General features: G+C 62.0%; 19 protein-coding genes. 10 read left to right on the top strand and 9 right to left on the bottom strand.

What is annotated here, in order from left to right; all coding sequences use genetic code 11:
* Positions 1–10 precede the first annotated feature (10 nt).
* The 3 genes from AC6H4Z_RS24130 (at position 11) to AC6H4Z_RS24120 (ending at position 6197) form a co-directional block, all read left to right on the top strand.
* Positions 11–1681 (top strand): TolC family protein, encoded by a 1671-nt coding sequence (locus AC6H4Z_RS24130; RefSeq protein WP_497544529.1) that lies wholly within the window; start codon positions 11–13, stop codon positions 1679–1681.
* Complete coding sequence (locus tag AC6H4Z_RS24125) at positions 1678–2823, top strand: efflux RND transporter periplasmic adaptor subunit (RefSeq protein ID WP_497544528.1); 1146 nt, start codon at positions 1678–1680, stop codon at positions 2821–2823. The genes AC6H4Z_RS24130 and AC6H4Z_RS24125 overlap by 4 nt, the downstream gene beginning before the upstream one ends.
* A gap of 77 nt (positions 2824–2900) precedes the next feature.
* Positions 2901–6197: an efflux RND transporter permease subunit gene (locus AC6H4Z_RS24120; RefSeq protein ID WP_497544527.1), complete on the top strand. Its 3297-nt coding sequence runs from the start codon at positions 2901–2903 to the stop codon at positions 6195–6197.
* A gap of 13 nt (positions 6198–6210) precedes the next feature.
* Here the strand turns inward: AC6H4Z_RS24120 and AC6H4Z_RS24115 are convergent, their stop codons facing one another.
* Genes AC6H4Z_RS24115 through AC6H4Z_RS24105 form a run of 3 tightly spaced genes read right to left on the bottom strand, consistent with a single transcriptional unit; the run spans position 6211 to position 10746 of the window.
* Positions 6211–8148: a serine/threonine-protein kinase gene (locus tag AC6H4Z_RS24115; protein ID WP_497544526.1), complete on the bottom strand. Its 1938-nt coding sequence runs from the start codon at positions 8146–8148 to the stop codon at positions 6211–6213.
* Between the two features lie 10 nt (positions 8149–8158).
* A complete protein-coding gene (locus tag AC6H4Z_RS24110) occupies positions 8159–10072 on the bottom strand; it encodes a serine/threonine-protein kinase (RefSeq protein WP_497544525.1) in 1914 nt (637 codons plus the stop codon).
* Between the two features lie 59 nt (positions 10073–10131).
* On the bottom strand, positions 10132–10746 hold the full coding sequence (locus AC6H4Z_RS24105; RefSeq protein WP_497544524.1) for a peptidylprolyl isomerase: 615 nt from the start codon (positions 10744–10746) through the stop codon (positions 10132–10134).
* Between the two features lie 116 nt (positions 10747–10862).
* Between AC6H4Z_RS24105 and AC6H4Z_RS24100 the strand changes: the two genes are divergently transcribed.
* Genes AC6H4Z_RS24100 through msrA form a run of 3 tightly spaced genes read left to right on the top strand, consistent with a single transcriptional unit; the run spans position 10863 to position 13157 of the window.
* Positions 10863–11738, top strand: a complete 876-nt coding sequence (locus tag AC6H4Z_RS24100; protein ID WP_497544523.1) for an aminotransferase class IV — start codon at positions 10863–10865, stop codon at positions 11736–11738.
* Between the two features lie 18 nt (positions 11739–11756).
* A complete protein-coding gene (locus tag AC6H4Z_RS24095; protein WP_497544522.1) occupies positions 11757–12419 on the top strand; it encodes a DedA family protein in 663 nt (220 codons plus the stop codon).
* Positions 12420–12461: 42 nt separating this feature from the next.
* Positions 12462–13157, top strand: a complete 696-nt coding sequence (gene msrA / locus AC6H4Z_RS24090) for a peptide-methionine (S)-S-oxide reductase MsrA (protein WP_497544521.1) — start codon at positions 12462–12464, stop codon at positions 13155–13157.
* Positions 13158–13175: 18 nt separating this feature from the next.
* On the opposite strand, the gene AC6H4Z_RS24085 is transcribed toward msrA, so the two are convergent.
* The 4 genes from AC6H4Z_RS24085 to AC6H4Z_RS24070 are packed head-to-tail and all read right to left on the bottom strand — an operon-like array spanning position 13176 to position 18101.
* Entirely contained in the window at positions 13176–14633 is a 1458-nt protein-coding gene (locus AC6H4Z_RS24085; protein WP_497544520.1) for a pyridoxal phosphate-dependent decarboxylase family protein, read from the bottom strand.
* Position 14634: 1 nt separating this feature from the next.
* On the bottom strand, positions 14635–15717 hold the full coding sequence (locus tag AC6H4Z_RS24080; protein ID WP_497544519.1) for an ABC transporter permease: 1083 nt from the start codon (positions 15715–15717) through the stop codon (positions 14635–14637).
* Entirely contained in the window at positions 15707–16645 is a 939-nt protein-coding gene (locus tag AC6H4Z_RS24075) for an ABC transporter ATP-binding protein (protein ID WP_497544518.1), read from the bottom strand. The genes AC6H4Z_RS24080 and AC6H4Z_RS24075 overlap by 11 nt, the downstream gene beginning before the upstream one ends.
* 43 nt (positions 16646–16688) lie before the next feature.
* Positions 16689–18101, bottom strand: coding sequence for a M20/M25/M40 family metallo-hydrolase (locus AC6H4Z_RS24070; RefSeq protein WP_497544517.1), 1413 nt, complete (start codon positions 18099–18101; stop codon positions 16689–16691).
* A 114-nt stretch (positions 18102–18215) separates the two neighbouring features.
* Here AC6H4Z_RS24070 and AC6H4Z_RS24065 point away from each other — a divergent pair, with 114 nt between their 5' ends.
* The 3 genes from AC6H4Z_RS24065 to AC6H4Z_RS24055 all read left to right on the top strand — a co-directional run bounded on the left by AC6H4Z_RS24065 (position 18216) and on the right by AC6H4Z_RS24055 (position 23124).
* A complete protein-coding gene (locus tag AC6H4Z_RS24065) occupies positions 18216–20639 on the top strand; it encodes a BamA/TamA family outer membrane protein (RefSeq protein ID WP_497544516.1) in 2424 nt (807 codons plus the stop codon).
* A gap of 392 nt (positions 20640–21031) precedes the next feature.
* On the top strand, positions 21032–22057 hold the full coding sequence (locus AC6H4Z_RS24060) for an ATP-grasp domain-containing protein (RefSeq protein ID WP_497544515.1): 1026 nt from the start codon (positions 21032–21034) through the stop codon (positions 22055–22057).
* Positions 22054–23124, top strand: a complete 1071-nt coding sequence (locus AC6H4Z_RS24055) for an LLM class flavin-dependent oxidoreductase (protein WP_497544514.1) — start codon at positions 22054–22056, stop codon at positions 23122–23124. Before AC6H4Z_RS24060 ends, AC6H4Z_RS24055 begins: the two co-directional genes overlap by 4 nt.
* On the opposite strand, the gene AC6H4Z_RS24050 is transcribed toward AC6H4Z_RS24055, so the two are convergent.
* Together AC6H4Z_RS24050 and AC6H4Z_RS24045 are read right to left on the bottom strand one after the other, a co-directional pair.
* Entirely contained in the window at positions 23121–24182 is a 1062-nt protein-coding gene (locus AC6H4Z_RS24050; RefSeq protein ID WP_497544513.1) for a carboxypeptidase-like regulatory domain-containing protein, read from the bottom strand. The two genes, AC6H4Z_RS24055 and AC6H4Z_RS24050, sit on opposite strands and share 4 nt — an antisense overlap.
* 5 nt (positions 24183–24187) lie before the next feature.
* Positions 24188–24346, bottom strand: a complete 159-nt coding sequence (locus AC6H4Z_RS24045) for a hypothetical protein (protein ID WP_497544512.1) — start codon at positions 24344–24346, stop codon at positions 24188–24190.
* A gap of 173 nt (positions 24347–24519) precedes the next feature.
* Here AC6H4Z_RS24045 and AC6H4Z_RS24040 point away from each other — a divergent pair, with 173 nt between their 5' ends.
* Entirely contained in the window at positions 24520–25770 is a 1251-nt protein-coding gene (locus tag AC6H4Z_RS24040) for an ABC transporter permease (protein WP_497544511.1), read from the top strand.
* Positions 25771–25776: the final 6 nt, after the last annotated feature.

The following is a 25776-nucleotide window of genomic DNA, read 5'->3' as shown; positions in this document are numbered from 1 at the left end:
CCAATCGCCAATGACACCCGCGACCGCACGTGAAACGCACCGATCCGCGGACGCGCGATCGACGCGTTACCTCGTTGCGCTTTTCCTCGGCACGCTCGCTCTCGCGATGTGCGCCGGACGCGCCAGCGCGCAGCAGCCAGCTTCGGGTCGGACCAGCGGAACGGTCACCCTTTCTCTCGACGACGCGCTGAAAATGGCGCAGGCGCAGAGCCACACCATCGAAATCGCACGCGCGGGCGTGACCCGCGCCAACGGACAGCGCATGCAGACGCGCAGTCAAAACCTTCCACAGCTCAACGCCAGCGCCGCATACGGTAGAACGCTTGCGTCGCAGTTCTCCAGCTTCTCGGCAACGGCAACGCCGATCGATACGGCACCAAGGCCGGTCGCATCGCAGTCGGTGTGCGCACCGTTCATTGCCGCCACGGCCACCGCGGCCGAGCGAAACGCGGCACTCGCGCAGACGGCAACCTGTCAGTCCGCGGCGAGCGGTGGCTTTGATCTGAGCAAGACGAGCTTCGGCGCAAAGAACCAGTACACACTGTCGCTCGCCTTTTCTCAGAACATCTACACTGGTGGCCGGATTGCTGCGCAGAACGACGCAGCCGATTCACAGCTCCGGTCGGCGAACATCGAGGTCAACGCGCAGCGCGCGCAGGTCTCGCTGGACGTCACGTCGGCATACTACGACGCAGTGCTCGCCGATCAATTCCTCGCGATCGCTGATTCGTCGCTGGCGCAGACCGACGTGGTGTTGAGCCAAACGAAACTCGCGCGCCAGGTCGGCAACTCGTCGGAGTACGATCTGCTTCGCGCGCAGGTGACGCGCGACAATCAGATTCCGGTGCGCCTGCAGGCGCGTCAGAATCGCCAGGTCGCGTATCTGCGACTCAAGCAGTTGCTCACGATGCCTCTCGACGATTCGCTTCGGCTCACGACGGGCATCGAAGGCACCGCTGGTCCGACGCTCCCCGCGATCGCGGCTGAAGGTCAGGGCGATACGGCCAGCAGCAACCGTGCTCCGGTGCGTCAACTCGACGAAGCAATCCGCGCGCAGGAAGCGCAGGTCAAGATCGCGCGGTCCGAACGCATTCCGTCGCTGTCGCTCGTATCGAACTACCAGAGACTGTACTTCCCGATCGGGAACATCCCGTCGCTCAACGCTGGCGTGAACAACTGGACGCTCGGGCTTCAGACGAGCTTCCCGATTCTCGACGGTGGCCGAATCAAGGGCGACCAGACGATCGCGCAGGCGGGAGTCGTGCAGGCGAAGGCGCAACGCGATCAAACGAAGGAGTTTGCAGCGCTCGACACACGCGTCGCTCTGACGTCGCTGCATGAAGCAGAAGCCGCGTGGGAAGCAAGTCGCGGTACTGCTGATCAGGCGCAGCGCGCGTACGCAATCGACGAAGTCCGGTACCGCGAAGGCATCTCCACGCAGACCGATTTGTCGGCGTCGCGACTGCTGCTCGAGCAGGCGAAGGCGAATCGCGCGCAGGCAGCGCGCAACCTCGCCGTGGCGCGTGTGCGTCTCACGTTGATTCGTGATTTGCCCATTCAGGCGACCAGCGGCGCAGCATCGGGTGCAAGCGCGCAACAGCAACCACAGCAGCAGCAGCAACGTTCAACGGGTTCCACTCAGCCCGCTACGGGCGGCACAACTGGGGGCACACAGCCATGAAAGGGGTAGGCAAGCGAACAATTCTTCTCCGTCGTCGTGCACTGTCGACCGCAGCCGCGCTCGTCGCGCTTGGCGCGATCGCGGGTTGCAAGGGGACTGAAACGACGAAGGCGGCAACCACTCCGATTGGAATGGTCGTCGGCCCCGAGAACGTGGCCGTCGTGAAGGCAGAGCAGCTCAGGTCTGGTCCAGCCATTTCCGGCAATCTCGAGCCGGAGACGCAGGCAACGGTTCGCGCTGAAATCGGCGGCGCAATTCTCCAGACGATGGTGGAGCAGGGCGATCGTGTGGCCGCGGGTGCTGCACTGGCGCGTATTGACGATGCGGTTTTGCGCGAAGCGGAACTCGCGGCGCGCGCGCAGGTGACGAACACGCAGAACTCGGTCGACATCGCCAAGCGTCAGGTGACGCGTAACGAAGCCTTGATGAAAGCGGGTGCGATCGCCGAGCGCGATCTCGAGCTCGTGCGGAATCAGCTCGTTGCGGGCGAGTCGCAGCTGGCGAATGCGCAGGCGCAGTTGGCAAACGCGCAGAAACAGTTGGGCAAAGCCACGGTAGTTGCTCCGTTCTCCGGCGTTGTGAGCGCGCGTCAGGTGAGCGCGGGCGACGTCGTGCAGCCGGGCGGTGCGCTCTACACGATCGTAAATCCATCGTCGATGCGCCTCGAAGCCTCCGTGCCCGCAGATCAGCTGTCGGCGGTGCGCGTTGGAGCGCCAGTCGACTTCACCGTGAACGGCTATCCGAATCGCGCATTCACCGGACACGTGACGCGCATCAATCCCGTCGCCGATCCGTCGACGCGCCAGGTGCGCATCATCGTTTCGCTGCCGAACGCGAACGGTGTGTTGGTCGGCGGACTGTTTGCTGACGGACACGTCGCAAGCGAAGTGCGTAGTGCGCCGGTTGTTCCGGCCGCGGCGCTCGATGAACGCGGACTCAAGCCGTTCGTGATGTTGATCAAGAACGGTCTGGTAACAAAGGCGGAAGTGACGCTCGGAATTCGCGATGCGGCAACGGAGACGGTCGAAATCCGCGGCGGTTTGCAGCCCGGCGACACGATTCTGTTGGGCGCCGCGCGGGGCATCTCCGAGAAGACGCCGGTCAAGGTCAGCGCAACGACGGATACGGGACGGAAACAATAAACGAGGGTCGTTGGTCGTTCGGGGTTAGTCGCTGACCGTTACAGCGACTGCCCCGGGCGGCCAACAACAACTTTCCTATGATCATTTCGGATTTCGCAATCAAGCGTCCGCTCATCACCGTCGTTGCCATGGTAGCCATGGTGATCTTCGGGTTGTTCGCGCTGTTCAAACTCAAGACCGACGAATTCCCCGAGGTCTCGCCGCAGTTTCTCACCGTGGGAATCGTCTATCCCGGCGCGTCACCCGACGTAGTCGAGAGCGAGGTGCTCAAACCGGTGGAGGAGCAGATTGGCTCCATCTCCGGCGTGAAGCGCATCATCGGCAAGGCGTACGACGGATACTCGATGGTGATGATCGAGTTCATCTTCGGCAAGGACATGAACGTCGCATCGCAGGAGGTGCGCGACGCGATCTCGTCCGTCCGCTCCGATCTGCCTGCGGAGATGAAAGAGCCGATCATCCAGAAGTTCAACAGCACCGACCGGCCAATCGTGTCGGTCGCAATTTCGTCGACGGTGCTCTCGCCGCCGGAGCTGACGCGACTCGCGGACCCGGACATTACGCGTGAGTTGCGCGCGATTCAGGGCGTGGCAGACGTTCAGATCTTCGGCAAGGTCGAGCGCGAACTGACGGTCGAAGTCGATCCACACAGACTGCAATCGGCGAACGTGAGCGTTGCGCAGGTCGTTCAGGCGTTGCAGGCGCAGAACCTCGCCGCTCCCGTCGGACGCGTGAACGGTGCTCTCGATGAGCGCGCCATTCGCTTGCGCGGCCGTCTACAGAACCCGGCGGAGTTCGACAACCTCGTTGTCGCCGACCGAAATGGTCAGCTCATTCGTCTCGGTCAGGTCGCGACGATCAAGGATGCGACGGAAGAGCCGAGAACGCTGGCGCTGTACAACGGCAAGGAAGCCATCGGCATCGACATCAAGAAGTCGAATGGCTACAGCACGACGGACGTCGCAGCGAAAGTGCGCGAGCGTCTCGCGCAGATCGAAAAGACGCTGCCGGCCGGTACGAAGATCGAGCTGGTGAAGGACTCCGGCACGCGCGTCGAACACGCGGTGAGCAACGTCGAGGAAGCACTCGTGCTCGGCGCAATCCTCACGGTGTTGGTCGTGTTCGTCTTCCTGAACTCGTGGCGCTCGACGGTCATCACGGGCGTTGCCCTCCCGATCTCCGTCCTCGCGAGCTTCATCGCCGTCTGGGCGCTCGGCTTCAAGCTCGAGACGATGTCGCTCCTTGGGCTTTCGTTGGCGATCGGTATTCTGATCGACGACGCGATCGTGGTGCGCGAAAACATCGTGCGACACGTGGAGATGGGTAAGGATCACTTCCGAGCTGCGCACGACGGAACCGATGAAATCGGTCTCGCCGTTGCCGCGACGACGTTCTCCATTCTCGCGGTGTTCGTGCCGATCGGCTTCATGCCTGGAATCGGCGGTCAGTGGTTCAAGCCGTTCGCGTTGACGATTGCGTGCTCGGTGGCCGTGTCGTTGTTCGTTTCATTCTCGCTCGATCCGATGTTGTCCGCGTACTGGCCCGATCCCCACAAGCTGCCACACGAGCGCGCGTGGTTGACGCGTCAGCTCGACAAGTTCAACGAATGGTTCAACCGCCAGGCGCACAACTATCGCAACGTCATTGCCTGGGCGCTCGATCACCGCGCGGCCATGATGTCGATGGCAGCGTTGACGTTCTTCGCATCGTTCTTCCTTCCGACTCGCGGGTTGACCGGTCTCGGCGCAGCGCTCGTTGGCGTGGCCGTCGTGGTGTTCGGTCTGACGCGAAAGAAGATGCATTGGGCCGGTCGAGCGGTCATCGTCGTGGTTGGACTGGTGATGTTCGTGAAGCTTCCATCCGTCGTGCCTGTCGAACGAACAGTCGGCACTGGATTCTTCCCCGAGGACGATCGCGCCGAGTTCATCATGGCGCTCGAAACGCCACCGGGATCGAACATGGAGTACTCGCGTCTCAAGGCGGATGAAGCGTCGCGCATTGCACGCTCACATCCAGAGGTGCTGTACACCTACACAACGCTCGGCAACAGCGCGACCGGCGGCGTAGACGAAGGAAACATCTACGTGCGTACCGTTGCGAAGACTGCGCGAAAGCTTTCGATCGAGCAGCTCGCTGAAGAAATCCGTCATGAAACGGGGCGCATGTCTGGCGCAACGATCTCGGTCTTCACGAGCGACTTCAACGCCGGCTTCAAGCAGATTCAGTTGCAGCTTCGCGGTCAGGATGTTGCCGCGCTTGCGCAAGCGGCGGACATGGTGAAGGCAGAAGTCGAGAAGATTCCTGGTGCGGTAGACATTGGCTTGTCGACGAAGGGTCAGAAGCCGGAGCTCGAGATCGAGCTGAATCGTGGCGTCGCTGGTTCGATGGGTCTTACTGTCGGTCAGGTAGCGCAGTCGATGCGCCCTGCGTTCGCAGGAATCGATGCGGGCTACTGGATCGATCCAACGGGCAAGTCACGTAAGGTCACGGTGCGTCTCGCCGCAGAAGCGCGGCAGCGCGCGTCGGACCTCATGGGACTTCCGATGGTCGTGATGGGTCCGAACGGCACACCGTCGACGATGCCGCTCGGTCAGGTCGCAACGATTCACGAGGGCATTGGCCCGGCGATCATCGATCACCTCAATCGCGAACCGGTTGTGACGGTGGAACTCAACACCTCCGGCCGTGCTGCGGGTGACGTGACGAAGGACATTCAGACGCGCCTCGATCAGATGCGTTTGCCCGCCGGCGTGCGGTACACGATCGGTGGCGACGCGGAGTCGCAGGCCGAGGTGTTCGGTCAGATCTTCTCGGCGCTCGGCCTCGCTGTGTTGTTGATGTATCTCATTCTCGTCGTGCAGTTCGGATCGTTCATTGATCCGATCGCGATTCTGATGTCGTTGCCGCTCTCGTTGATCGGCGTGCTGATGTCGCTCGCGATCACGGGGATGACGATCAACATCATGAGCTTGATCGGAGTGATTCTGCTCATGGGAATCGTGGCGAAGAATGCGATTCTACTCATCGACTTCGCGAAATGGGCGCGTGAAGAGCGCGGTCTTCCGTTGCGCGAAGCGCTCATTGAAGCAGGTGCGATCCGTCTTCGTCCTATTTTGATGACGACGTTCGCATTGATCGCCGGTATGATCCCGGTCGCACTAGGTCGCGGCGAAGGCGCGCAGTTCCGCGCTCCGCTCGGCGTGGCGGTGATCGGCGGCGTGATCACGTCGACGTTCCTCACCTTGCTCGTGATTCCGACGGGCTACGAGATTCTCGACGAGTGGCGTCACTGGTTCATGCGCATGCTTGGGCGTAGTCCGAAGCAGATGACGGCTGAACATCCGCTGCCAACGGCCGCTGGGGCCGGGGACTGATTCTTTCTGGTGCTCAGGCGAGCATTGGTCCGGCGATGTCGTCGGCCTCGCGCTTCGCCTGAGCAAGCCGGTCGAGTTGATCGCCGAGTCCGCGCGCGGCTTGGAGCACGGTCGTGATCGGACGAAGATCGACCGCGCCACCGTGCAAGCGCAGTAGATCGAGTCGAACCGCTTCGAGTGCAGCGACGCTGTCGGCGAGCTCACGCTTCGCGGCATCGCGTGCAGCCACCGTCGGTGCCGGCGCTGCGCTCGAATGTTCGGTCAGTCCCATCGCCATGAACGCATCGAGCTCTTCGACGCGCGCACGTGCTGCGGTTGCGTGTGCTTCGAGCCGCGCGACGACATCGGGGAGATCGGGCATGTTCTCGCGAAACGATTTCGGGAGCGCGGCATAGAGATCGGCTGCGGCGACGCCGAGCGCCATCTCAGTTGGCCGATAGTCGAGCTCCGCGGTGCGCTTGCGATTCTTGGGTGTGAGCAGTTTTTCCGCCCACGCGCCCACGCGACTATTCCAAAACAACGATCGAAGTGCGCCGACGAAGCGCGGCCGTATGCGTTTGCTGATGAGGCGAACACCGAGCGCGTTGCTCGCCGAGATGCCGACGATTGCACCGCCGACAACCGACGCCAGCACGACCTTTCCAATGATTACGCCGCCCGTGAGTGAGGCGAGCAGAATCTTGCCCACGGAGGTTTGCGTCAGCCCGGCGACGACGAGAAACGCGCCGCCGGCAATTAGCGAGTACGTCGCCCCGCGCATGATGCGCGCCCAGCGCGACTCGGGCTGCCCGAAGTCGAACGCGAGCTCCTCCCGACGCTCCTGGCGCCAGATTGCCAATGCTGCACGTAGATCGCGCAAGGTGAATCCAGCGCTCAGTACCTGATACGTCTTTCGCGCATGAAACAGCGCGCTCGGAATCAGCGGAAGCAATCCGACGACGACGATTGCACTCCAGTCGCTTCGGTGCGGTTGGTGAATGACCGCTTCAATGAGCATCTGTCCGAGCAACGACATCGACAGAATCCCCGTCCACGCGATGTACAGCGGCCGAAGCGGATCTGTCGACTGTGTCCAGACTCGCAGTGCGAGCGGCAGCTTTGCGCGCGTGACGGCTGCTGCATCGAGTGCATCCGCGATCTCCTCACCCGTTGTGAAGCGATCGGACGGTGTCTTGCGGAGACACCGATCGATCACCGCACCGAGGCTCGACGGCGCAGCCGGCGCAACGGACAGAATTGGCGGTGCCGGCGTCCCGATCTGCTTCATCAACAACGCTGGCACGCTCGGCCCATCGAACGGCAACTTTCCGCTCAGCGCCAGGAAGCCGACGATGCCGAGTGAATAGAAGTCGCTGCGACCGTCGAGCGACTCACTCGACGCTTGCTCCGGGCTCATGAAATGCGCCGTACCCATGACGCGCCCTGGATCGGACAGCGCTGACTCCTCGGCGCCTCGGGCGATACCGAAGTCGGTGACGAGAGCGCGCCCGGTCTCCGACTCGATGAGAATGTTGTCTGGCTTGATATCGCGATGGACGATGCCGCGATCGTGTGCGTACGAGAGCGCCCACGCTACTTCGCGCATCATTCGCGTCACCAGCGCCGGAGCTAGCGGACCTCGGCCGCGCAGCCGTTCGCCGAGAGTTTCACCGTCCACGTAAGCCATGGCAAAGAAGACGAAGCCCTTGGTTTCGCCGACTCGATAGATCGGAACGATGTGCGGATGTGAGAGCGACGCGGCCATGCGGGCTTCGCGTTTGAATCGCTCTCGAATCTCTGGACGCGCCGCCAGGCTCTGAGGAAGAACCTTTATCGCAACGAGACGGTCGAGTTGAACTTCGCGCGCCAGATAGACGATGCCCATTCCGCCGCGACCGAGCTCGCGTTCGAGCGAGTAGTCCCCCGCGACCGCGACCTGAAAGTCGATAAAATCGCGATCGGGGATGGCCATGGTAGGCGAACTATACTGGCGTCATCGGTCGGAGGTCCAGCGCGAGCGGGAGAGCGGTGAGATTGTCGACTTCCTGTCCCGCTTTGCCAAGCCGATCGAGTTGATCGCCAAGATCACGCGCGGCTTCGAGGACTGTGGTGATCGGTCTGAGATCGACGGCGCCACCGTGTAACCGCAACAGGTCGAGTCGCACCGCCTCGAGTGCGGCAACGCTATCACCGAGTTCGCGCTTGGCCGCGTCGCGTGCGGCGACTGTCGCACTCGGAGCAGAACGAGACCGGTGAGCATCGCCCATGGCCATGAGTGCGTCGAGTTCGTCGATGCGCGCACGCGCCGCTGCTGCGTGTGCCTCGAGCCGTGCAACCACGGAGGGAAGGTCGGGCAGATTGTCGCGATACGCCTTGGGAAGCGCATCATAGAGATCGGCCGCGGCTACACTCAGCGCCATCTCCGTTGGGCGATACTCCAGCTCCGCGACAGTCTTCTTGCCCGCAGGCGTAAGGAGCTTTGCTGCCCACACTCCAATGCGGCTATTCCAGATCAGTGATCGAATGGCGCCGACGAAACGTGGACGAACCTGTTTACTGATCAGTCGAACACCGAAGACGTTGCTCGCTGTAAAAGCCACGGCTGATCCACCGATCGCCACCGCCAACGCAATCCGTCCAGCGAGTGTATGCGGAACGCCAGCGAAGAAGAATCCACCGAGCGTCCCCACCAGCAGGTACGTGCTGAGGCGCATCACTCGCGCCCAGCGCGATTCGGTTTGGTCGAAATCGAACGTCAGCTCTTCGCGACGCTCCTGCTGCCACGCACCGAGCGCACTTCGCAAATCTCGCAACGTGTAGCCGGCACTCAGCGCCTGATACGTCTTTCGCGCATGAAAGAGTGTGATCGGTATGAGCGGAAGAAGATCGAAAGCGAGAACGATCGGCCAGTCTCCGCCGCGACCCCACGCGGTCGAGCGCAGCTCGCTCAACAGACCCATCGTGAACATGCCACTCCACGCGAGGTACAGCGGCCGAAGCGGATCCTGCGCCTGCGCCCAGACTCGTAGAGCAAGTGGCATCTTGGCGCGATTCGTCGTCACCGCGGCCGCGTCGAGCGCCTCCGCCAACTCTTCGCCGGTGGCGTAGCGATCCGCTGGCAATCGTCGCAGGCACCGATCGATTGCCGCGGCGAGTCCGCGCGGCAAGGTTGGCGCGACCGAAGCAATCGGCGCTGCTTCCGAGCTGGCCTGTTTCACCAACAGTGCCGGCACACTCGGCGCATCGAACGGCAGTCTCCCGCTAAGCGCGAGATAGCCGACGACACCGAGCGAATAGAAATCGCTGCGTCCGTCGAGCGGTTCACTCGACGCCTGCTCCGGGCTCATGAAATGCGCGGTGCCCATCACGCGTCCCGGATCCGACAGCACCGCCTCTTCCGCTCCGCGTGCGATTCCGAAATCGCTGACGAGTGCGCGACCCGTTTCCGCTTCGATGAGAATGTTGTCAGGCTTGATGTCGCGATGGACGATGCCGCGGCCGTGCGCGTACGACAGTGCCCACGCGACTTCACGCATCATCCGCGTCGCCACACTCGGCGGAAGCGGGCCGCGCGAGCGCAGACGTTCGCCGAGTGTTTCGCCGTTGACGTACGCCATGGCGAAAAAGACGAAGCCTTTCGACTCGCCAACCCGATAGATCGGAACGATGTGCGGGTGCGAGAGCGACGCTGCCATGCGCGCTTCGCGGAGAAAGCGCTCGCGAATGTCGGAGCGCGTCGCGAGCATTTCGGGGAGCACCTTGATCGCGACGAGTCGGTCGAGCTGGACCTCGCGGGCGAGATACACGATGCCCATGCCGCCGCGTCCGAGCTCGCGTTCGAGCGAGTACTCGCCGGCGACGGCCTGCTGAAAGTCAATGAATTCTCGATCGAGCATGACCGCCCTACGTGTCGCGGCGGCGCCGAGTTACGACGCCGGCCGAGCGAGCCCAAACGCTATTTTGCCACGCGTCGAATCTTGAGGATCGGGATGGGCGGTTGGAGCGTCTGGCCGTTCGCCGGGCTCGCCTGGATGGCGCGGACGACAGCCATACCGTCCGTCACCTGACCAAACGCCGCGAACCCCTGACCGTCGAGATTCCGGTGACCGCCGAAGTCGAGGGCGGGCTGATCGCCGATGCAAATAAAGAAGTCCGACGTTGCCGTGTTCGGGCCGCCGCGGGCCATGGACAGGGTTCCGTTCTTGTGATGAAGGCCTGTCGTATTCGTGCGCTCGAGGTCAATGGGAGGGAAGCCGGTGCTGCGCCGGTCTGGGTTGGCGCCGGCCTGAACCACCTCGATGCGAACCGTATCCTTCGGCTGGTTGGCCGGAGTCACCGTCCGATGGAACCTTCCGCCATCGTAAAAGCCCCCGTCGACGTACCGTAGGAAGTTGGTGACCGACACCGGAGCATGCGCGCTGTCGAGATCGACACTGACATTGCCCTTTTCCGTCTCGATGATGACGCGGACGATGCCGCTGGCCGGGGCACCACCGGCGCGTTGCTGGGCTGCTGCCGCAAAGATTGGAGCCGCGACGGCGAGCGAGACTAGGAGGACTGGAAGTCGCATAGATGGGTAGGAGATGGCAGTGGAGTGATCTTACGAAGCCTCCCGCGGTCGTACAACGGTCCCTGTCGTCAGCCACACGCCCGGAATTACCTTCAACGACCCACTCAGGCAGCGCCGTGCTCGCATATCTCAACGGTTCCTTCCTCGACCGCTCCGCCGCCACGATCTCAGTTGAAGATCGCGGGTTCATCTTTGGCGACGGCGTTTACGAGGTCTGGCGCGCGGTCAACGGGCGCCTGTTCGAGTCGGAACGCCATACGGCGCGGCTCATAAGCGGACTCGGCGAGCTGAGAATTGCGGCGCCTCAGGTACTCGAGGCAACGCAGCTTGCCGCGATCGCCGATCGGTTGCTTGGCGAATCCGGCCTCACCGAAGGCGAAGCGACGTTCTACGTCGAGGTCACGCGTGGAGTAGCGCCGCGAGCGCATCAGTTTCCCCCGAGCGCAACGGCACCGACCGTCTATATGACGGTGAACGCGTTCAAACCGGCAGACGAGCTTCGCGCGCGCGGCGCGGCGGCTATCACGATTCCGGACATTCGTTGGTTGCGCTGCGACATCAAGTCGATTCAGCTGTTGCCGAATGTGTTCGCCAAGCAAGCCGCGGTGGAGCGTGGAGCGATCGACGCGCTGATGGTTCGCGACGGCGTGATCACCGAGGGGTCCCACGCCAACTTCATGGGCATCATCGACGGCGTCATTCGCACGCACCCAACGAACCATCTGATTCTGCCAGGAATTACACGGGCAGTCGTGCTGGAAATCGCTGCCGGGCTGGGGATGCCGGTATCGGAAGTGCCGATCGCCGAATCGGAACTCGATCGGTTGGAGGAAGCCTTTCTGACCGGAACCACGACGGATGTCATGCCGATTGTCCGCGTGAACGACCTCCCAGTCGGCGGCGGAAGTCCGGGACCGATCACAACAAAGCTCGTTACTGAGTTTCGAGCGTATCTGGATGCGGCATGCGGGGCCGCACACGCGACGTCGTAACGACGTTCCGTAACGCTCATGTTTGCGCTGCTGCAGGCTGCGACGTCGCATCCCGGTGCCGCTTCATTCTGGCATCGCCTGTGGGCATACCTGTCCCTGGGCGCCACGGGGATCATCACCGAAGAAGCGACACCGCTGATCGGCGGGTTGGCGGCGCACAACCGGCACCTGCATGTGGCCGCTGTGGGACTATGGGTTGCGGCCGGAACATGGCTGGCCGATCTCGGGTTGTATTACATAGGCAGAAAGCGTGGTGATTGGGCACGCCGCCGTTGGCCTCGCCTACGTATCGTCACGCTTCGGGCGTTCAAAATCGTACGACGCCACCCGTGGCGATCATCGCTCGCCGTGCGCTGGGCGTATGGACTGAGACTGACGCTTCCTGTCGCCTGCGGCGCCGCACGACTGCCGCTTTGGATCTACTCGATCGGAACGGCGCTGAGCGCACTCAGCTGGGCGTTCGTTTTTACCCTACTGGGCTGGGCTTTCGGCCGGACGACGTTGATTGTACTCGGCCACGTTCGGCGATATGAGAACTATCTCATCGTTGCGATCGTCTTGATTTTGGCGGCCATCTTCTGGTTCATGCGGAAGCGGCACGTGGAAGACGAAGTTGTCGAGGTGTTGGCGAAGGGCGACACCGGGCCGATTCCGAAGCTATCTCGCCCTGACGACCTGTAAATTTCTCGGGGCTCTCGAAGTCTCTCAGCAAGGAGAATGATGATGCGCAGCAATCGAAGTGTCGCGATGTTCGGCGTCTTCGTCCTGGCCGCCGGCCTTGTGTTCGCGCAGCGCGTCTCGGGTGCTACACGCGCGGCGACAGTCATTCCGTCGCCAGCGCTCGACCTGCGCGACGCGAACGCCAAGACCGAAACCGCGGTTTTCGCGGGCGGATGTTTTTGGGGAATTCAGTCCGTGTTCCAGCACATCAAAGGCGTGACGAGCGCGACGTCGGGCTACGCCGGCGGTTGGACGGACAAGCCGGGCTATGAGGACGTGAGCTCGGGTCGAACCGGACACGCTGAATCCGTGCGCGTTGTATTCGATCCGTCGGTCGTGTCGTACGGCGACTTGCTCAAGGTCTTCTTCTCTGTCGCGCACGATCCCACCGAGCTCAATCGTCAGGGACCGGACGTGGGAACGCAGTATCGGTCGGCGCTGTTCTTCATGTCCGACGCGCAGAAGCAAACCGCCGAGGCGTACATCAAGCAGTTGAACGACGCGCACGCGTATCCGAAGCGCATCGTCACGCAGGTCACGGCGTACAAGGCGTTCTTCCCGGCTGAGGCGTACCATCAGAACTACGCCGAATTGAATCCGACCAACGCGTACATCATGATCAACGATGCGCCGAAGGTCGTGAATCTGAAGAAGCAGTTCCCCGCGATGTACACCGACAAACTCGCCGCGCACGACTGAGTCGGAGCGAGCGGCGTCCTAACTGGACGCCGCTTCGCGCAGTCGTTGCCATGCGAGCGCGACGTGACGCTCTTCCGTGCGGATGTTGCCGACCGCTAGCCGTAGAGTGAAACGACCCCGCAGTTTCGTGTGCGAGAGAAACACATCGCCGCCGGCGTTCACGGCGTGCATGATCTCCTCGTTGCGTCGGTCGCGCTCGGCTTCGCTCATGCCGTTTGGCGCGTAGCGAAAGCACACGAGCGAAAAGGGAACGGGGGCAGTCAGTTCCCAATCGCTGCTCGACTGAACCCAGTCGGCAAAAGTCCGCGCGAGCACGCAATGGTCGCGCAACCGTGCGGCCAATCCGTTGACGCCGAACGCGCGGATGATCATCCATAGCTTGAGCGCGCGAAATTTGCGGCCGAGCTGCACGCCGTAGTCCATGTAGTTCACGACCTCGTCCTGTTCGCGCGTCACGAGATATTCGGGCACGAGCGAGAAGGCGCGCTTGAGGACGTCGGGGCGCTTCAGGTACAGCACTGAGCAGTCGAAGGGGGCAAACAACCACTTGTGCGGGTTCACGACGAGCGAGTCAGCCTCCTCGAGACCGGCGAGGATGTCACGGTACTCTGGCGCGATGGCCAACACGCCGCCGTAAGCACCGTCGACGTGTAGCCAGACGTTCTCCCGCCGACAGATCGCGGCGATCGCGGGAACAGGGTCGATGCTCGATGTGCTCGTCGTGCCGACAGTCGCTACACACGCAAGCGGAAGAAAGCCATTGGCGCGATCAGCGGCGATCGCCGCCTCGAGCGCGTCGGGCCGCATGCGAAAATCACCATCGTCGTCGATCTTCACGACGTTCTCTAGGCCGATCCCGAGGGCGAGCGCGCCCTTGTCGATCGACGAGTGCGCGTGCGTCGAGCAGTACACGCGCAAACGCGGGAGATCGGTGCGACCGGCCATTCCACGCTCGCGGATCTGCAGCTCGGGGCGCGCTTCGCGAGCGGCCGCGAGTGCGAGCATCGAGGAAATCGAAGCCGTGTCGGTGGTGATGCCGAACCATCCTTCGCGCATGCCGAGCATCTGTCGCAGCCAGTCCGTCACGACTTGCTCCAACTCGGTCGCGGCGGGCGACGTCTTCCAGAGCATCGCCTTCACGTCGAGCGTGGCGGCAAGGAGTTCGGCAAGAATGCCTGGCACCGACGATGACGTGGCGAAATAGCCAAAGAACGCCGGGTGATTCCAATGCGTGATTCCAGGAATGATCTTCGATTCGAAATCGCTGAGAATCGTTTCGAGCGATTCGGCCCGAACGGGTGGTGATAACGGCAGCGACGCTCGAACTTCTCCTGGCCGCGACGACGAGAGCACAGGGTAGCGCTCAGGATTGTCGAGATATGCGGCCACCCAGTCGAGAACGGCGCGACCCTGCGACAACAGCTCGTGTTGCGGCAGGTCGCCACGCATCTCGTTCACTGATTCGTCATCTGCCACGCTACCTCCAGCGGAAGATCTTGAGCGCGATAGCGAAGCAGACCACCATCCAGGCAAACAGAATTCCTATTTGCGGCCAAAGCGACAACAGTCCGACGCCGCGCAACATGTTCGCGCGCAAGGCGTCGTTCGTCGCGGTGAGTGGGAGCGCCTTGATGATCGGCTGCAGGGACGGCGGAAAATTCTCGGACGAGAAAAACACACCGGACAGCACCCACATGGGAAGCATTGTCAGGTTCATGAGGCCCGACACGCCTTCGATCGTCGACGAACGCGACGCGATCAGCAATCCGAGTCCACCGAATGCGAGCGAAGCGATGATGATGACGAACGCGATCGCGAACCATGATCCGCGCATCGGAACGCCGAAGAGCAGCGTCGATAGACCAATCAGTACGCCGGCTTCGATCGTCAGCAGCACCAATCGCGAAATCACGTATGACGCGAGATACTCGGCACGCGACATCGGCGTTGCAACGAGACGCTTGAGCAGTTTCTTGCGACGCTGATCGACGATCGAGAAGCCGAGGCCCCAGATACCCCCGCCCATGATCGTCATTCCCAACAATCCAGGCACGACGAAGTCGATGTACCGCGAGCCGCGCTCCTGGATGTGTCGCTCTGACGTTTTGAGCGGATCCTTTCGGCCAGAGAGTCGCTGCGCCGCGTCGTCTACGAGGAGCCGAGCAGTTCGCGCGTCTGGCCTGGTGTCGTCGTAGGTGTACTCGAGCGAAAAGTCCTCGGTCACCGAAACGACAAGCGCCACACGACCAGTGCGCAGCGCGAGCAGCGCACTGTCTGGCAGAAGATCTTCGACTTCGAGCTCGCGATTCTTACTGAGGCCCTGTCGGAGCGCCGTGGACGCAGGGCCGGACTGAGCAACCGCGACGTGCACGATATCCGGCGGTTTGCTCCGGAAGGCGATGCCGAGGCCAATCGCCAGCAGAATGGGAAAGCCGAACGACCAGAAGAGCGCTTCCGGTTCGCGCATGTACTCTTTGAACCGCACGCCAACCAGCTGCCAAAGCGAGTTTCCTGCTAGCCCCGGTTCACGTTCGGTGACAGGTCCGGAATTATTCGTCACGGAGCTGTCTCCCGGTTAGTGACACGAAAACGTCTTCCAGCGTAGCCGAGTGCGTCGTGAGCTGCGCGAGTTCGAGTCGGCGATTCGCCAGCATCGCAAGCAGCGCCGGAACTGCGCGATGCAGCGCGTCGACCTGCAGTTCGTAACCGCCGGCCTTCTGACGATACGCGCGAACGCCATAGATCTGCGACAGCGTTTCATCGTCGAGAACGACAGATCCGTCAGCAAGTGCGAACTCCACCACATGCTCAGCGCCCAGTGAACGAATCAAGTCGGCTGGCGTGCCGAGCGAGATCACCTTGCCGTGATCGACGATGGCGACGCGATCGCAGAGGATCTCTGCCTCGTCCATGTAGTGCGTCGTCAGAATGATCGTACGGCCGAGCGATTTGAATTCGGTAATGAGTTCCCAGAGCTGGCGTCGTGACTGTGGGTCGAGACCGGTCGTTGGCTCATCGAGAAAAATCAGATCAGGATCGCCGACGATTGCGCAGGCGAGTGCGAGTCGCTGTTTCTGTCCACCCGACAGCTTGCCGACGCGTCCATTTCGCTTTTCGTCGAGCTGAACGAGTGAGATGACCTCGTCCACTGTGCGGCCGCGCTGATAGAAGCTGCGAAAGAGCCGAACGGTCTCCTCGACCGTGAGCTTTTCGGCCAACTGTGTTTCCTGAAGTTGAATGCCGAGTCGCTCACGAAGCTGCAACTCGTCGGTGTCCCAGTTCAGGCCGAGCAGCTGGACGTCGCCAGAGTCGGCGCGCGTGAGGCCTTCGCAAATCTCGATTGTCGTGGTCTTGCCGGCACCATTGGGACCGAGCAGACCAAAGCACTCGCCTGGCGCAACGTCGAGATCGAGTCCATCGACGGCGCGGACGTCGCCAAAATGCTTGCGAAGGTCGCGAACGAGCAGGGCTGAACCGGAAGCGGCCATAGCGGTGAATACTACATCGCCCTGGTCGCCTCCGCGCCGGGTACTACTGCACGTATTTGATCACATCGTAGGTGTACTTCAAGCCGAATGTGATATTGGACACGCTGATGTGTTCGTCGTTCCCGTGCATTCCCTTTTGCAGGTCGGCCGCTTCGAGCTTGAATGGATCGAAACCGTACGTGATGATCCCGAGCTTGCGGTATGTCGGCCGATCAGTCGCCGCCGTGAGCATTGGCGTGGTGACGAGCGCGTTCGGGTCCCGTTCGCGCGAGGCTCTCTCAATCGCGCGGAAGAGATCCGTCGCGATCGGATTTTCGAGCGGCGGTTTGGGCTGAAGCTGCGTCGTGAAATGCACTGCGGTGTCGTTGACGATGCGTTTGAGCGTCGCGATGAATTCGTCCGGGTCGGTATCGGGAAGGAGTCGAATGTCGATGTCGGCGCTGGCTTCGGCCGGGATGACATTCGTCTTGTTCGATCCCTGAAGGCCGGTGAGCGAGATCGTGTTGCGAAGAATCGCGTTCCAGTACACGTCGCTCAGAATCCAGGCCCGTGCTTGAGAGTTCTCCAATCCCTTCTTCACGTCGAGTAGCCAACCGCGCTTAGGCTCCGGATACGATGCGGCGATATCGTGGAAATACTTCTCGACGCCAGCGGTGACGTGCAGCGGCGTTTCGTATTTGCCGATCTTGTCGAGCGCGGCCACGAGACGTGGAACGGGATTCAGCTTCGTGGGGCGCGACGCATGCGATGGTGTGCCGGCGACGGTGACGTGCTGCCAGAACGTTCGCTTCTCCGATACACCAACGCCGTAGTACGCCAGCTTGCCGTTCTCGACCTGATTCCCCCCGCCTTCAGTCATTAGAAATTCAACATCCTTGAGCAGATCCGGATGTCGCTGTACGAAGACGATCGCGCCCGTTGAGCCGAGCTCCTCGTCGGCGTTGCCGATGAATACGATGTCGCGCGTCAGCGGCAGTCCGCTTCGCTTGATCGCGATCATCGTCATCAGCTGCACGATGCCTTCGCCCTTCATGTCGATCGTGCCGCGTCCCCAAATGGCACCGTCCTTCACAGCGCCCGAAAACGCGTCCACCGTCCAGGTGGCGGGGTTGACCGGGACGACATCGATATGGTGGACGAGTGCGATGGCTTTCTTGGAGCCGTTGCCCTTGAGCCGAGCGTAAAAATTTGCTCGCCCCGCCGGTTTGAGTTCGGCGGTGTCGAGAATCCTGTTCTCGATCCCCTCCTTATCGAGCACCCGTTTGAGAAAGCGAGCCGCTTCGAGCTCGTTTCCCGGAGGGTTGGTCGTATTGACCTTGATGTAGCCCGACAGCAGCCCGACGGTCTCCGACGTTAGCACGTCCCAGTTGATCGGGGCTTTGGGCTGTTGGGCGGTCGCGGCGACGGGCGCCAGGGCGAGCGACGCGAGGGTCGCCAGTGCGAGGGATCGGTTCATTGCGAGAAGGTACTTCCGAATGGCCGCGTCCGCCGCAGGCCCGGCTCGGCCCCCGAAACTACCCCCGGTACCGACTCGTATCGTGGGGACCCGCCGCACCCCAAAGAGGCCTCGATGCTCGCGATTCTCGGCGTTGCTCTCGCGCTGACTCAGCAAGTCCAAATCGGACCGTCGACGCGACGGGCCCCGGTCGTTCGAGACAGCACCGCCGACACGAGCCAGTCGAGCGGCCGGCGTCGCAACCGGGGTGTCCGAAAGGCAGTGACCGCCGAGGACCAGGCCACGGCGTTCAAGGACGCCACGGCGAAGGCAACGCTGCTCCAAGCCCGTGTCGCCCGCATGAAGCAGGATTCGACGCTCACCGGGTACGACGCGATGTCCTACCAGCGGATTTCGGCCGGAATGGGCTTTCGTGCGATCGGGCGCGACAGGTTGCTCTTCCGCCACGAAAGCGCGGCGCGCGTCCAGTGGCAGCAGGGCAAGGGCGTGTGGATGGAAGCGCGCGGGCAACGCACCGCCATTCCCGTCGTGACGCACGATGAAGCCAAGAAGGAAATCCGAAACGAGATGGCCGATCCAGACATGAACGCGTCGATCCCGTATTTCCCGGGATACGAGCCGCTCTGGATTGGAAGTGACATGGCCCGCTCGCAGGTCGATGAATCGGAAATCGTCAATCCGATCGCCGATGGTGCGGAGGCCTACTACACGTATGAAACGGGCGACTCGGTCAGCTTCACGCTGCCGAACAAGACCGTGATTCGCCTGCGCGAAATTCGATTCAGACCGCGTCAGCCGAAGTGGAATCTGGCCGTCGGTTCACTCTGGTTCGACACGCAGTCCGGTCAGATCGTGCGCGCCGCGTATCGCCTGTCGATCCCCATGGACATCTGGGCGGTCGCGCAGCAGGAAGATCCGAAGTCGATGGACGACGTGCCGGTGTGGGTCAAGCCAATGATCACACCGATGAAGGCCGAGGTCTCGGCCATCGCCGTTGAATATGGACTGCATGAAGGCAAGTTCTGGTTGCCGCGGCTGCGTCTCGCCGAGGGGAGCGCGCAGGTGAGCTTCATGCACGTGCCGTTCAAGATGGAAGAGAGCTTCAAGTACGCGAGCGTGAACTCGAAGGACACGCTGCCGACGCTTCCGGTTGGAGTGGAGGTTGTGCGTCGTCGCATGCCAGACACACTGACGGTCGAACAGCAAGCGCAGTGGCGCGACTCTGTGCGTCTTGCCGCGCGCGCCCGGGTTCGCGCGACGAATGACTCGATCAAACGAGGTTTGCGCGTTGCCGATCGCGACCGACCGAAGGCGTGCGACACATCCGATGTTCGCATCGTGATGCAGCGGCGGTACGACTCACAGCTGCCCATCGCCCTGAAGATTCCATGCGATCTGTCGAAGCTGGAGAACTCGCCTGATCTCCCGGCGTCGATCTACGATCCGGGCGACGAAATCTTTGGCGGAAAGGAACTCGAGGCGCTCAAGGCGGAAGCGCTGTCGATGAGTGCGCAGGCTCCATTCGCGTTCCGTCTACAAGGCGGATTGCTTCCGCCTCCGACATTCGCCTACGGACCATCGATGCTGCGATACAATCGCGTCGAAGGACTATCCGTTGGCGCATCCGTCGATCAACAGTTGGGCGGCGGCTACAACGGAACGGCCGTCGCGCGACTTGGTCTCGCAGACTGGGAGCCGAATGTCGAGCTCGGACTGCAACGCTCGAACGTGGCGGAAACGATCGGGCTGACCGCGTACAATCATCTCGTCTCGGCGAGTGACTGGGGACGTCCGCTCAGTTTTGGGAGTTCATTCTCGGCGTTGATGTTCGGACGCGATGAGGGTTTTTACTACCGCGCCACAGGTCTCGAGCTTTCCGGATCTCGCGCGTCGTCGTTCGGCGGCGGTTCGCGCATCGAGTGGCGCGCATTCGCCGAGCAGGAACGCAACGCAGCGGTGAAGGCGAGCTTCGTCGTGAACGGATCGAAATTCCCGGGCAACCTTACTGCACGTCGCGCCGATTTCGCGGGAGTGGGTGCGCGGGTCACGAAGGACTACGGCCTCGACCCGTCGGGCCTTCGAGTGTTTACTGATTTGCGCGTCGAAGCCGCGGCGAGCGATTCGATGTATGGGCGCGGGGCGCTCGATGTCACCGTGTCACACGGAATGGGACGTCTTGCCGCCGCGTTGACGGCGTCGGGCGGCAGCTCGGTCGGCGCACTTCCGCCGCAGCGACTCTGGTACCTCGGTGGATCGCAAACGGTGCGCGGTCAGAGCCCAGATCCCGCGCAGAGTGGTAACGCATTCTGGCTCGGTCGAGCCGAACTCGGAACGACGGACGCCGGCGTGCGTCCGACGATCTTCGGTGACATCGGCTGGGTGGGCGATCGCACGAAGATGAGTCAAGTCGGGCGGCCGATGAGCGGCGTTGGCGCCGGTGCTTCGTTCCTCGACGGACTGTTCCGATTTGACGTTGCGCGCGGTTTGTATCCGCTCAAACAGTTCCGCGTCGATCTCTACTTGGAAGCCAAGTTCTAGTGCGGTGAACCTTGCCGAACCAGGGACCCAGGAATGCTCTGATGTGAGTAAACACTAAGCGATGGAGTGCTGGTCCGAGTCATTTGTCGGTCTGAAATACAAAACCCAGTTACAAGATCTTTGCGCGCCAAGCATTGCGGGCCTTCCCCCCGCCGCTAGCTTCTGGATCATGACGTCCTCCCAGGCCATGTGCTGTTGTTGCATGTGTACGTGTCTCATGTGCCAACCGGCAACTGAGGCTCTGGGCGTTCGCATGTAGGTTCGATCTACCCGCGACTCAACGCTCCGATCCTCCCCCGGATCGGAGCGTTTTTTGTTAACGCGGTGCTGCACGCACTGATCCGGCGAGACCAAGCGAAAGAGTCGTTCACACGACCTTCACCGGAACAGACATGCAACCGATCGCGATCTATCACGAACATCCGGACTGGTTCAAGCCGCTCTTCGCCGAACTCGAGCGGCGAAACCTGCCGTACGTGCGCCTGGATGCGTCGGCGCACGTCTTTGATCCCTCCGAAGACGACGTCCCGTATTCGCTCGTCGTCAATCGCGCGAGTCCGTCCGCATACCTTCGCGGACACCGCCAGTCGACCTTCCATACGCTCCACTGGGTCCGACATCTCGAGCGAATTGGAATTCCCGTCGTCAACGGATCGAGCGTCTACTCGTTCGAACTCTCCAAGGCATCGCAACTCGATCTGCTCGAGGAGCTCGGGCTTCCATATCCAAAGTCGCGCGCGATCAACCATCCCTCACTCGCGGCTGAAGCGGCAAAGGGACTTCGCTATCCGGTGCTGGTCAAAGCGAATATCGGCGGCAGCGGCGCGGGCATCGTTCGATACGACAATGAAGCTGCGCTCTCCGGAGCGATCGCACGCGGCGAAGTCGAACTGGGCATCGATGGTGTCGCGCTCGTGCAGGAGTCCGCGCCACTTCGCGATGGTCACATCGTTCGCGTCGAAACGCTCGGCGGAAAGTATCTCTACGCCATCAAAGTGTTCCCCGCAGTCGGTTCGTTCGATCTGTGCCCGGCCGACGCGTGTCAGACGGCAGACGGTGTCGAGCTCGTGCGCGGTGCATGCGCAGTCGACGCACCCAAGACGGGACTTCGCGTTGAAGGCTACGAACCACCACGCGAGATCATCGAACAGGTCGAAGCGATTTCACGTCGCGCTGGTCTCGACATCGGCGGCATCGAGTATCTGATCGACGATCGCGACGGCAAGCACTACTTCTACGACATCAACGCGCTGTCGAACTTCGTCGCCGATCCCGTCAACGTCCTCGGCTTCGATCCGTGGGCGCGCTTCGCCGATTATCTGGTGGGACGAGTAAGGCGAGAAGGGGCACGAGCGGCCGATCGAAAGCTTGCCGGAACGGCCGCGTCGAACGTTCCGCTTCCCGCGTTTCTCCCATGAGATACGGGTACTGGCTTCCCGTGTTCGGCGGATGGCTGCGCAATGTCGAAGACGAAGGCATGGCAGCGTCGTGGGACTACATCCGACGTCTCGCGCAGCGGAGCGAAGAGATTGGCTACGACCTCACGCTCATTGCCGAGCTGCTACTCAACGACATCAAGGGGATCAACGCGCCGTCACTCGACGCATGGTCCACCGCTGCCGCACTTGCCGCGGTGACCGAGCGACTCGAGTTGATGGTAGCCGTTCGACCATCCTTTCATCCGCCGGCAATTCTCGCGAAACAGGCGGCGAACATCGATCGCATCTCGAATGGACGCCTCTCGCTCAACGTCGTGTCGGCGTGGTGGAAGGACGAGGCTCGGCGATATGGCGCGACGTTCGACGAACACGACGATCGATACGCGCGCACCACGGAGTGGCTTGACGTCGTTGACGGCGCGTGGAGCGAACCGACATTCAGCTACAGGGGTCGTTTCTACCAGCACGACGACATCGTGCTCGAGCCCAAACCGATTTCTCGTGAAGGTCGTCGTCGCCCAACGATCTACGCGGGCGGAGAGTCGGACACCGCCAAGAAAACCATCGCGCGGCAGTGCGACGCGTACGTGATGCACGGTGATCCCCCGGAGCGCATCGCACCAAAGATTGCCGACATGCGACTGCGCCGAGAGCAGGCGTCGGAAGCACTCGGGGTCGATCTTCCGCCGATGCAGTTTGGCGTCGCCGCGTATGCCATCGTTCGCGAGAGCGAGGCCGAGGCAAAGCGCGAAGTTGAGCGAATCACCAACGTCGCGGCGGGTTCACCGGGTTATGAGAACTATCGAGACTGGATCTCCAATACCAAGCTCGAGCAGCAGGTAAGTCTGCAGGACTACTCGGTGTCGAATCGTGGACTGCGTGCGGGTCTCGTGGGTACGCCTGATCAGGTCGCCGATCGCGTCGGTGAGTTCGCCGATGCTGGCGTCGATCTCCTGCTGTTGCAGTGTAGTCCGCAGCTCGAGGAGATGGAGCGATTTGCCGAGTCGGTGATCACGTCACGCGCACCGCTGGCGCAAGCGTCCTAGGGTCTGCCGCGAAGAAACCGCACTGAGAGCACTCGCTGAGTCTCCGTTGCTGGTTCCACAGTTGGTTTCTTCGGGTCCTCCTTGGGGATCACGACGGACGACACGTAGCTCAGCATCGGCACGCCAGGAAATACCTCGACGAACTCGGCGCGGATCGACTGACCATCGATCCGCGCGCGCAGCGGTTTGGAAAGATTGACCAGGGTCACCTGCATTCGGCGAAGCTGGTACGTCGCGCGATCGAGGAAGACGGAGCCCGACACGTCTGGCTCGTGAACGCTCGGCGCGGGAATGAAGTCGACGCGGATCAGCGTGTCACCGTCAACGACGTCGGTGCCGCCGAAATCAAAGCAGTGATGCTTGATGAACTGTTCGTCGGCGAGATCGCCGAGTTCTGGCATGTTGACCGTGTACCAGTTGCCGCCGAACACGCCGCCGTCGATCTCGCGCATTCCCATCATGTTGCCAGGCGCATAGCGCCAATCTCTCTGGCTCGACCGAGAGACCGTGTCGAACGCGATGAATCGCGCCTCGATTGCCGGTTCTGGTTTGGTGATCTTACGTTCGACACGAAGCTCGAACGGATACGATCGCGAGAGCAGCGCGTGACGCTCGGCGTTCATCTTGAGCTGCTCGAACAGCATGGCAAGCTGCAGGTTGAGCAGCGTATCTGCAGTCGCTCCCGGGTGGCCGCACGACTTGGCCAACGACTGGACGGCAGGCAGCTGAATCGTGATGAGCGCGAGCTGAATGGTGAGTCGGACCGTGTCGCCTGGTGTAACGACGACGCTCGTGTCGTACGGCGCATAGCCAATGTGCCTCGCGCTCACGACCACGCGATCGGTCATCAATCCGGTGATCGTAAACCGTCCGTCATCGCCGGTGAATCGGTCCGCCGACCCAGGTTTCGCCGAAATGATCGTGAAGCTGACGGGAAGGTCCGTTCCCTTCACGAGAATTCTGCCAACGATCGTTCCGCCTTGCGCCTGGACCGCGGCCGGCAACGCCAGAACGGCGCTAGCGACCATCAACAGGGCGTGACGAAGACGTGGCAGCATGGTGGTCACTCGTAGTTTTGCGCGACGCGAATTCCGAGATAGATGCCGAAGCCCGTACCGACCATGCTGATCATGAAGGCCGTCATGAAGCCAATCGGAGCGCCGAGGTACCAGCCGGCGTAGCCACCGATCGTCGCGCCCACGAACGTGAGAACTTTGCGCATTGGAGCTCACCGTCGCTCGTTACTGCACCCCGAGCCCTCGAACGGGAGGTGCGAGATATTACCATGGATGCGAGGGCCCGTCGATACGACGTCTGGCACGGTCGCCCGTCACCGTGGCTGCTCGAACGGGCGGTCGCGTGGCAACTAATCCTCGAACCCCGCGTAGGGTTCTCATGCGAACTTCCGTCCTTGCCACCTCGCTTCGTGTTGGGCTCGAGACCCTCCGTGCGAACCCATTGCGAACCATCCTTTCCACGCTGGGCATCATCATCGGCGTGGCCGCGCTCGTTTCGGTCCTCTCTGTTGGCGACGGCATGGAGCGTCTGGCGCGGGAGCAGATTGGCCGGACGACTGACCTTCAGCGAATTCAAGTCAGCCCACGATTGTTCCGGATCGTGGATGGTACACCGTTCCCGCAGCCAAATCCGGCCAAGCTCGGTGAGGCCGAAGCGGTATCGCTACGACGGGTGCTCGGTGATTCCATTCCTGTAAACCTGGTGTCGATGGGGCTTTCGCTGGTGACGGCGCTCGGCGACACGACTCCCCATGCGACGCAGGTGCAGGGAATGCTCGCTCCGGATCAGTCGATGGCCGACTCGATGCTGATTGCCGGACGGTATTTCACGCCGAGCGAGGGAACGTCGGGCGCGCCGGTCGTAACGATTTCTCATCGGCTGGCGAGCGACTTCGCTCATGGTCGGTCGCCGAAAGACGTGGTCGGCGACACATTACTCTTTCTTGGTCAGCGCCGAACTGTGATCGGCGTTTTGAAAGCGGCGGAGAACGATCGAAGTCGGCGTGCGATCATGCCGTCGCGCGCGATTGCCGGCATTGTCGTCAGCGGTCCGAGCGAGCGACCGCCGCAGCTCCTCGTCACATCGCCCTCGCTCGAAGGTGTGAAGGTGACCCGAGCTCAGATCGAGCAGTGGGCTGCCCGCGAACTCGGCGCAACCTGGAAGGATCGACTGAGCGTGATGTCTGACGAGTCCAGACTCGAGCAGGCGACCAAGGCGCTCTTTCTCTTCAAGCTCTTCATGGGCGCACTGATGAGCATTTCGCTCATCGTGGGCGGCATCGGCATCATGAACGTGTTGCTCAGTTCAGTGATCGAGCGCACACGCGAGATTGGGATTCGCAAGGCGACGGGTGCCGCTCAGCGCGATATCCTCTGGCAGTTCCTCGGTGAGTCGGTGGCGATCACCGGCGTGGGCAGCATGATCGGCCTGCTGCTCGGTGTGGTGGCGGCGTTCAGCATTACGGCGCTCATGCGCAAACTCGCCAACGCCCCGATTCAGGCATGGCTGTCATTGAGCACTGTGCTGGTAGCGATCGGCGCGTCGGTGGTGGTGGGGTTGGCGTTCGGACTGTACCCCGCCATGCGCGCCGCAAAGCTTTCCCCGATCGACGCGATTCACCACGAGTGAGAGGCG

The organism is Leucogemmata humicola (assembly GCF_055379415.1).
Note: the sequence above shows the minus strand (reverse complement) of the source record. Positions and strands in the feature narration are given on the sequence as shown.

Excerpts from the sequence above, each read along its gene's own strand:
- AC6H4Z_RS24120 (WP_497544527.1), top strand. The coding sequence starts at position 2,901 with ATGATCATTTCGGATTTCGCAATCAAGCGTCCGCTCATCACCGTCGTT.
- AC6H4Z_RS24130 (WP_497544529.1), top strand. The coding sequence starts at position 11 with ATGACACCCGCGACCGCACGTGAAACGCACCGATCCGCGGACGCGCGA.
- AC6H4Z_RS24110 (WP_497544525.1), bottom strand. The coding sequence starts at position 10,072 with ATGCTCGATCGAGAATTCATTGACTTTCAGCAGGCCGTCGCCGGCGAG.
- AC6H4Z_RS24115 (WP_497544526.1), bottom strand. The coding sequence starts at position 8,148 with ATGGCCATCCCCGATCGCGATTTTATCGACTTTCAGGTCGCGGTCGCG.
- AC6H4Z_RS24125 (WP_497544528.1), top strand. The coding sequence starts at position 1,678 with ATGAAAGGGGTAGGCAAGCGAACAATTCTTCTCCGTCGTCGTGCACTG.
- AC6H4Z_RS24045 (WP_497544512.1), bottom strand. The coding sequence starts at position 24,346 with ATGCGCAAAGTTCTCACGTTCGTGGGCGCGACGATCGGTGGCTACGCC.
- AC6H4Z_RS24065 (WP_497544516.1), top strand. The coding sequence starts at position 18,216 with ATGCTCGCGATTCTCGGCGTTGCTCTCGCGCTGACTCAGCAAGTCCAA.
- AC6H4Z_RS24105 (WP_497544524.1), bottom strand. The coding sequence starts at position 10,746 with ATGCGACTTCCAGTCCTCCTAGTCTCGCTCGCCGTCGCGGCTCCAATC.
- AC6H4Z_RS24095 (WP_497544522.1), top strand. The coding sequence starts at position 11,757 with ATGTTTGCGCTGCTGCAGGCTGCGACGTCGCATCCCGGTGCCGCTTCA.
- AC6H4Z_RS24055 (WP_497544514.1), top strand. The coding sequence starts at position 22,054 with ATGAGATACGGGTACTGGCTTCCCGTGTTCGGCGGATGGCTGCGCAAT.
- msrA (WP_497544521.1), top strand. The coding sequence starts at position 12,462 with ATGCGCAGCAATCGAAGTGTCGCGATGTTCGGCGTCTTCGTCCTGGCC.
- AC6H4Z_RS24060 (WP_497544515.1), top strand. The coding sequence starts at position 21,032 with ATGCAACCGATCGCGATCTATCACGAACATCCGGACTGGTTCAAGCCG.
- AC6H4Z_RS24075 (WP_497544518.1), bottom strand. The coding sequence starts at position 16,645 with ATGGCCGCTTCCGGTTCAGCCCTGCTCGTTCGCGACCTTCGCAAGCAT.
- AC6H4Z_RS24050 (WP_497544513.1), bottom strand. The coding sequence starts at position 24,182 with ATGCTGCCACGTCTTCGTCACGCCCTGTTGATGGTCGCTAGCGCCGTT.
- AC6H4Z_RS24040 (WP_497544511.1), top strand. The coding sequence starts at position 24,520 with ATGCGAACTTCCGTCCTTGCCACCTCGCTTCGTGTTGGGCTCGAGACC.
- AC6H4Z_RS24070 (WP_497544517.1), bottom strand. The coding sequence starts at position 18,101 with ATGAACCGATCCCTCGCACTGGCGACCCTCGCGTCGCTCGCCCTGGCG.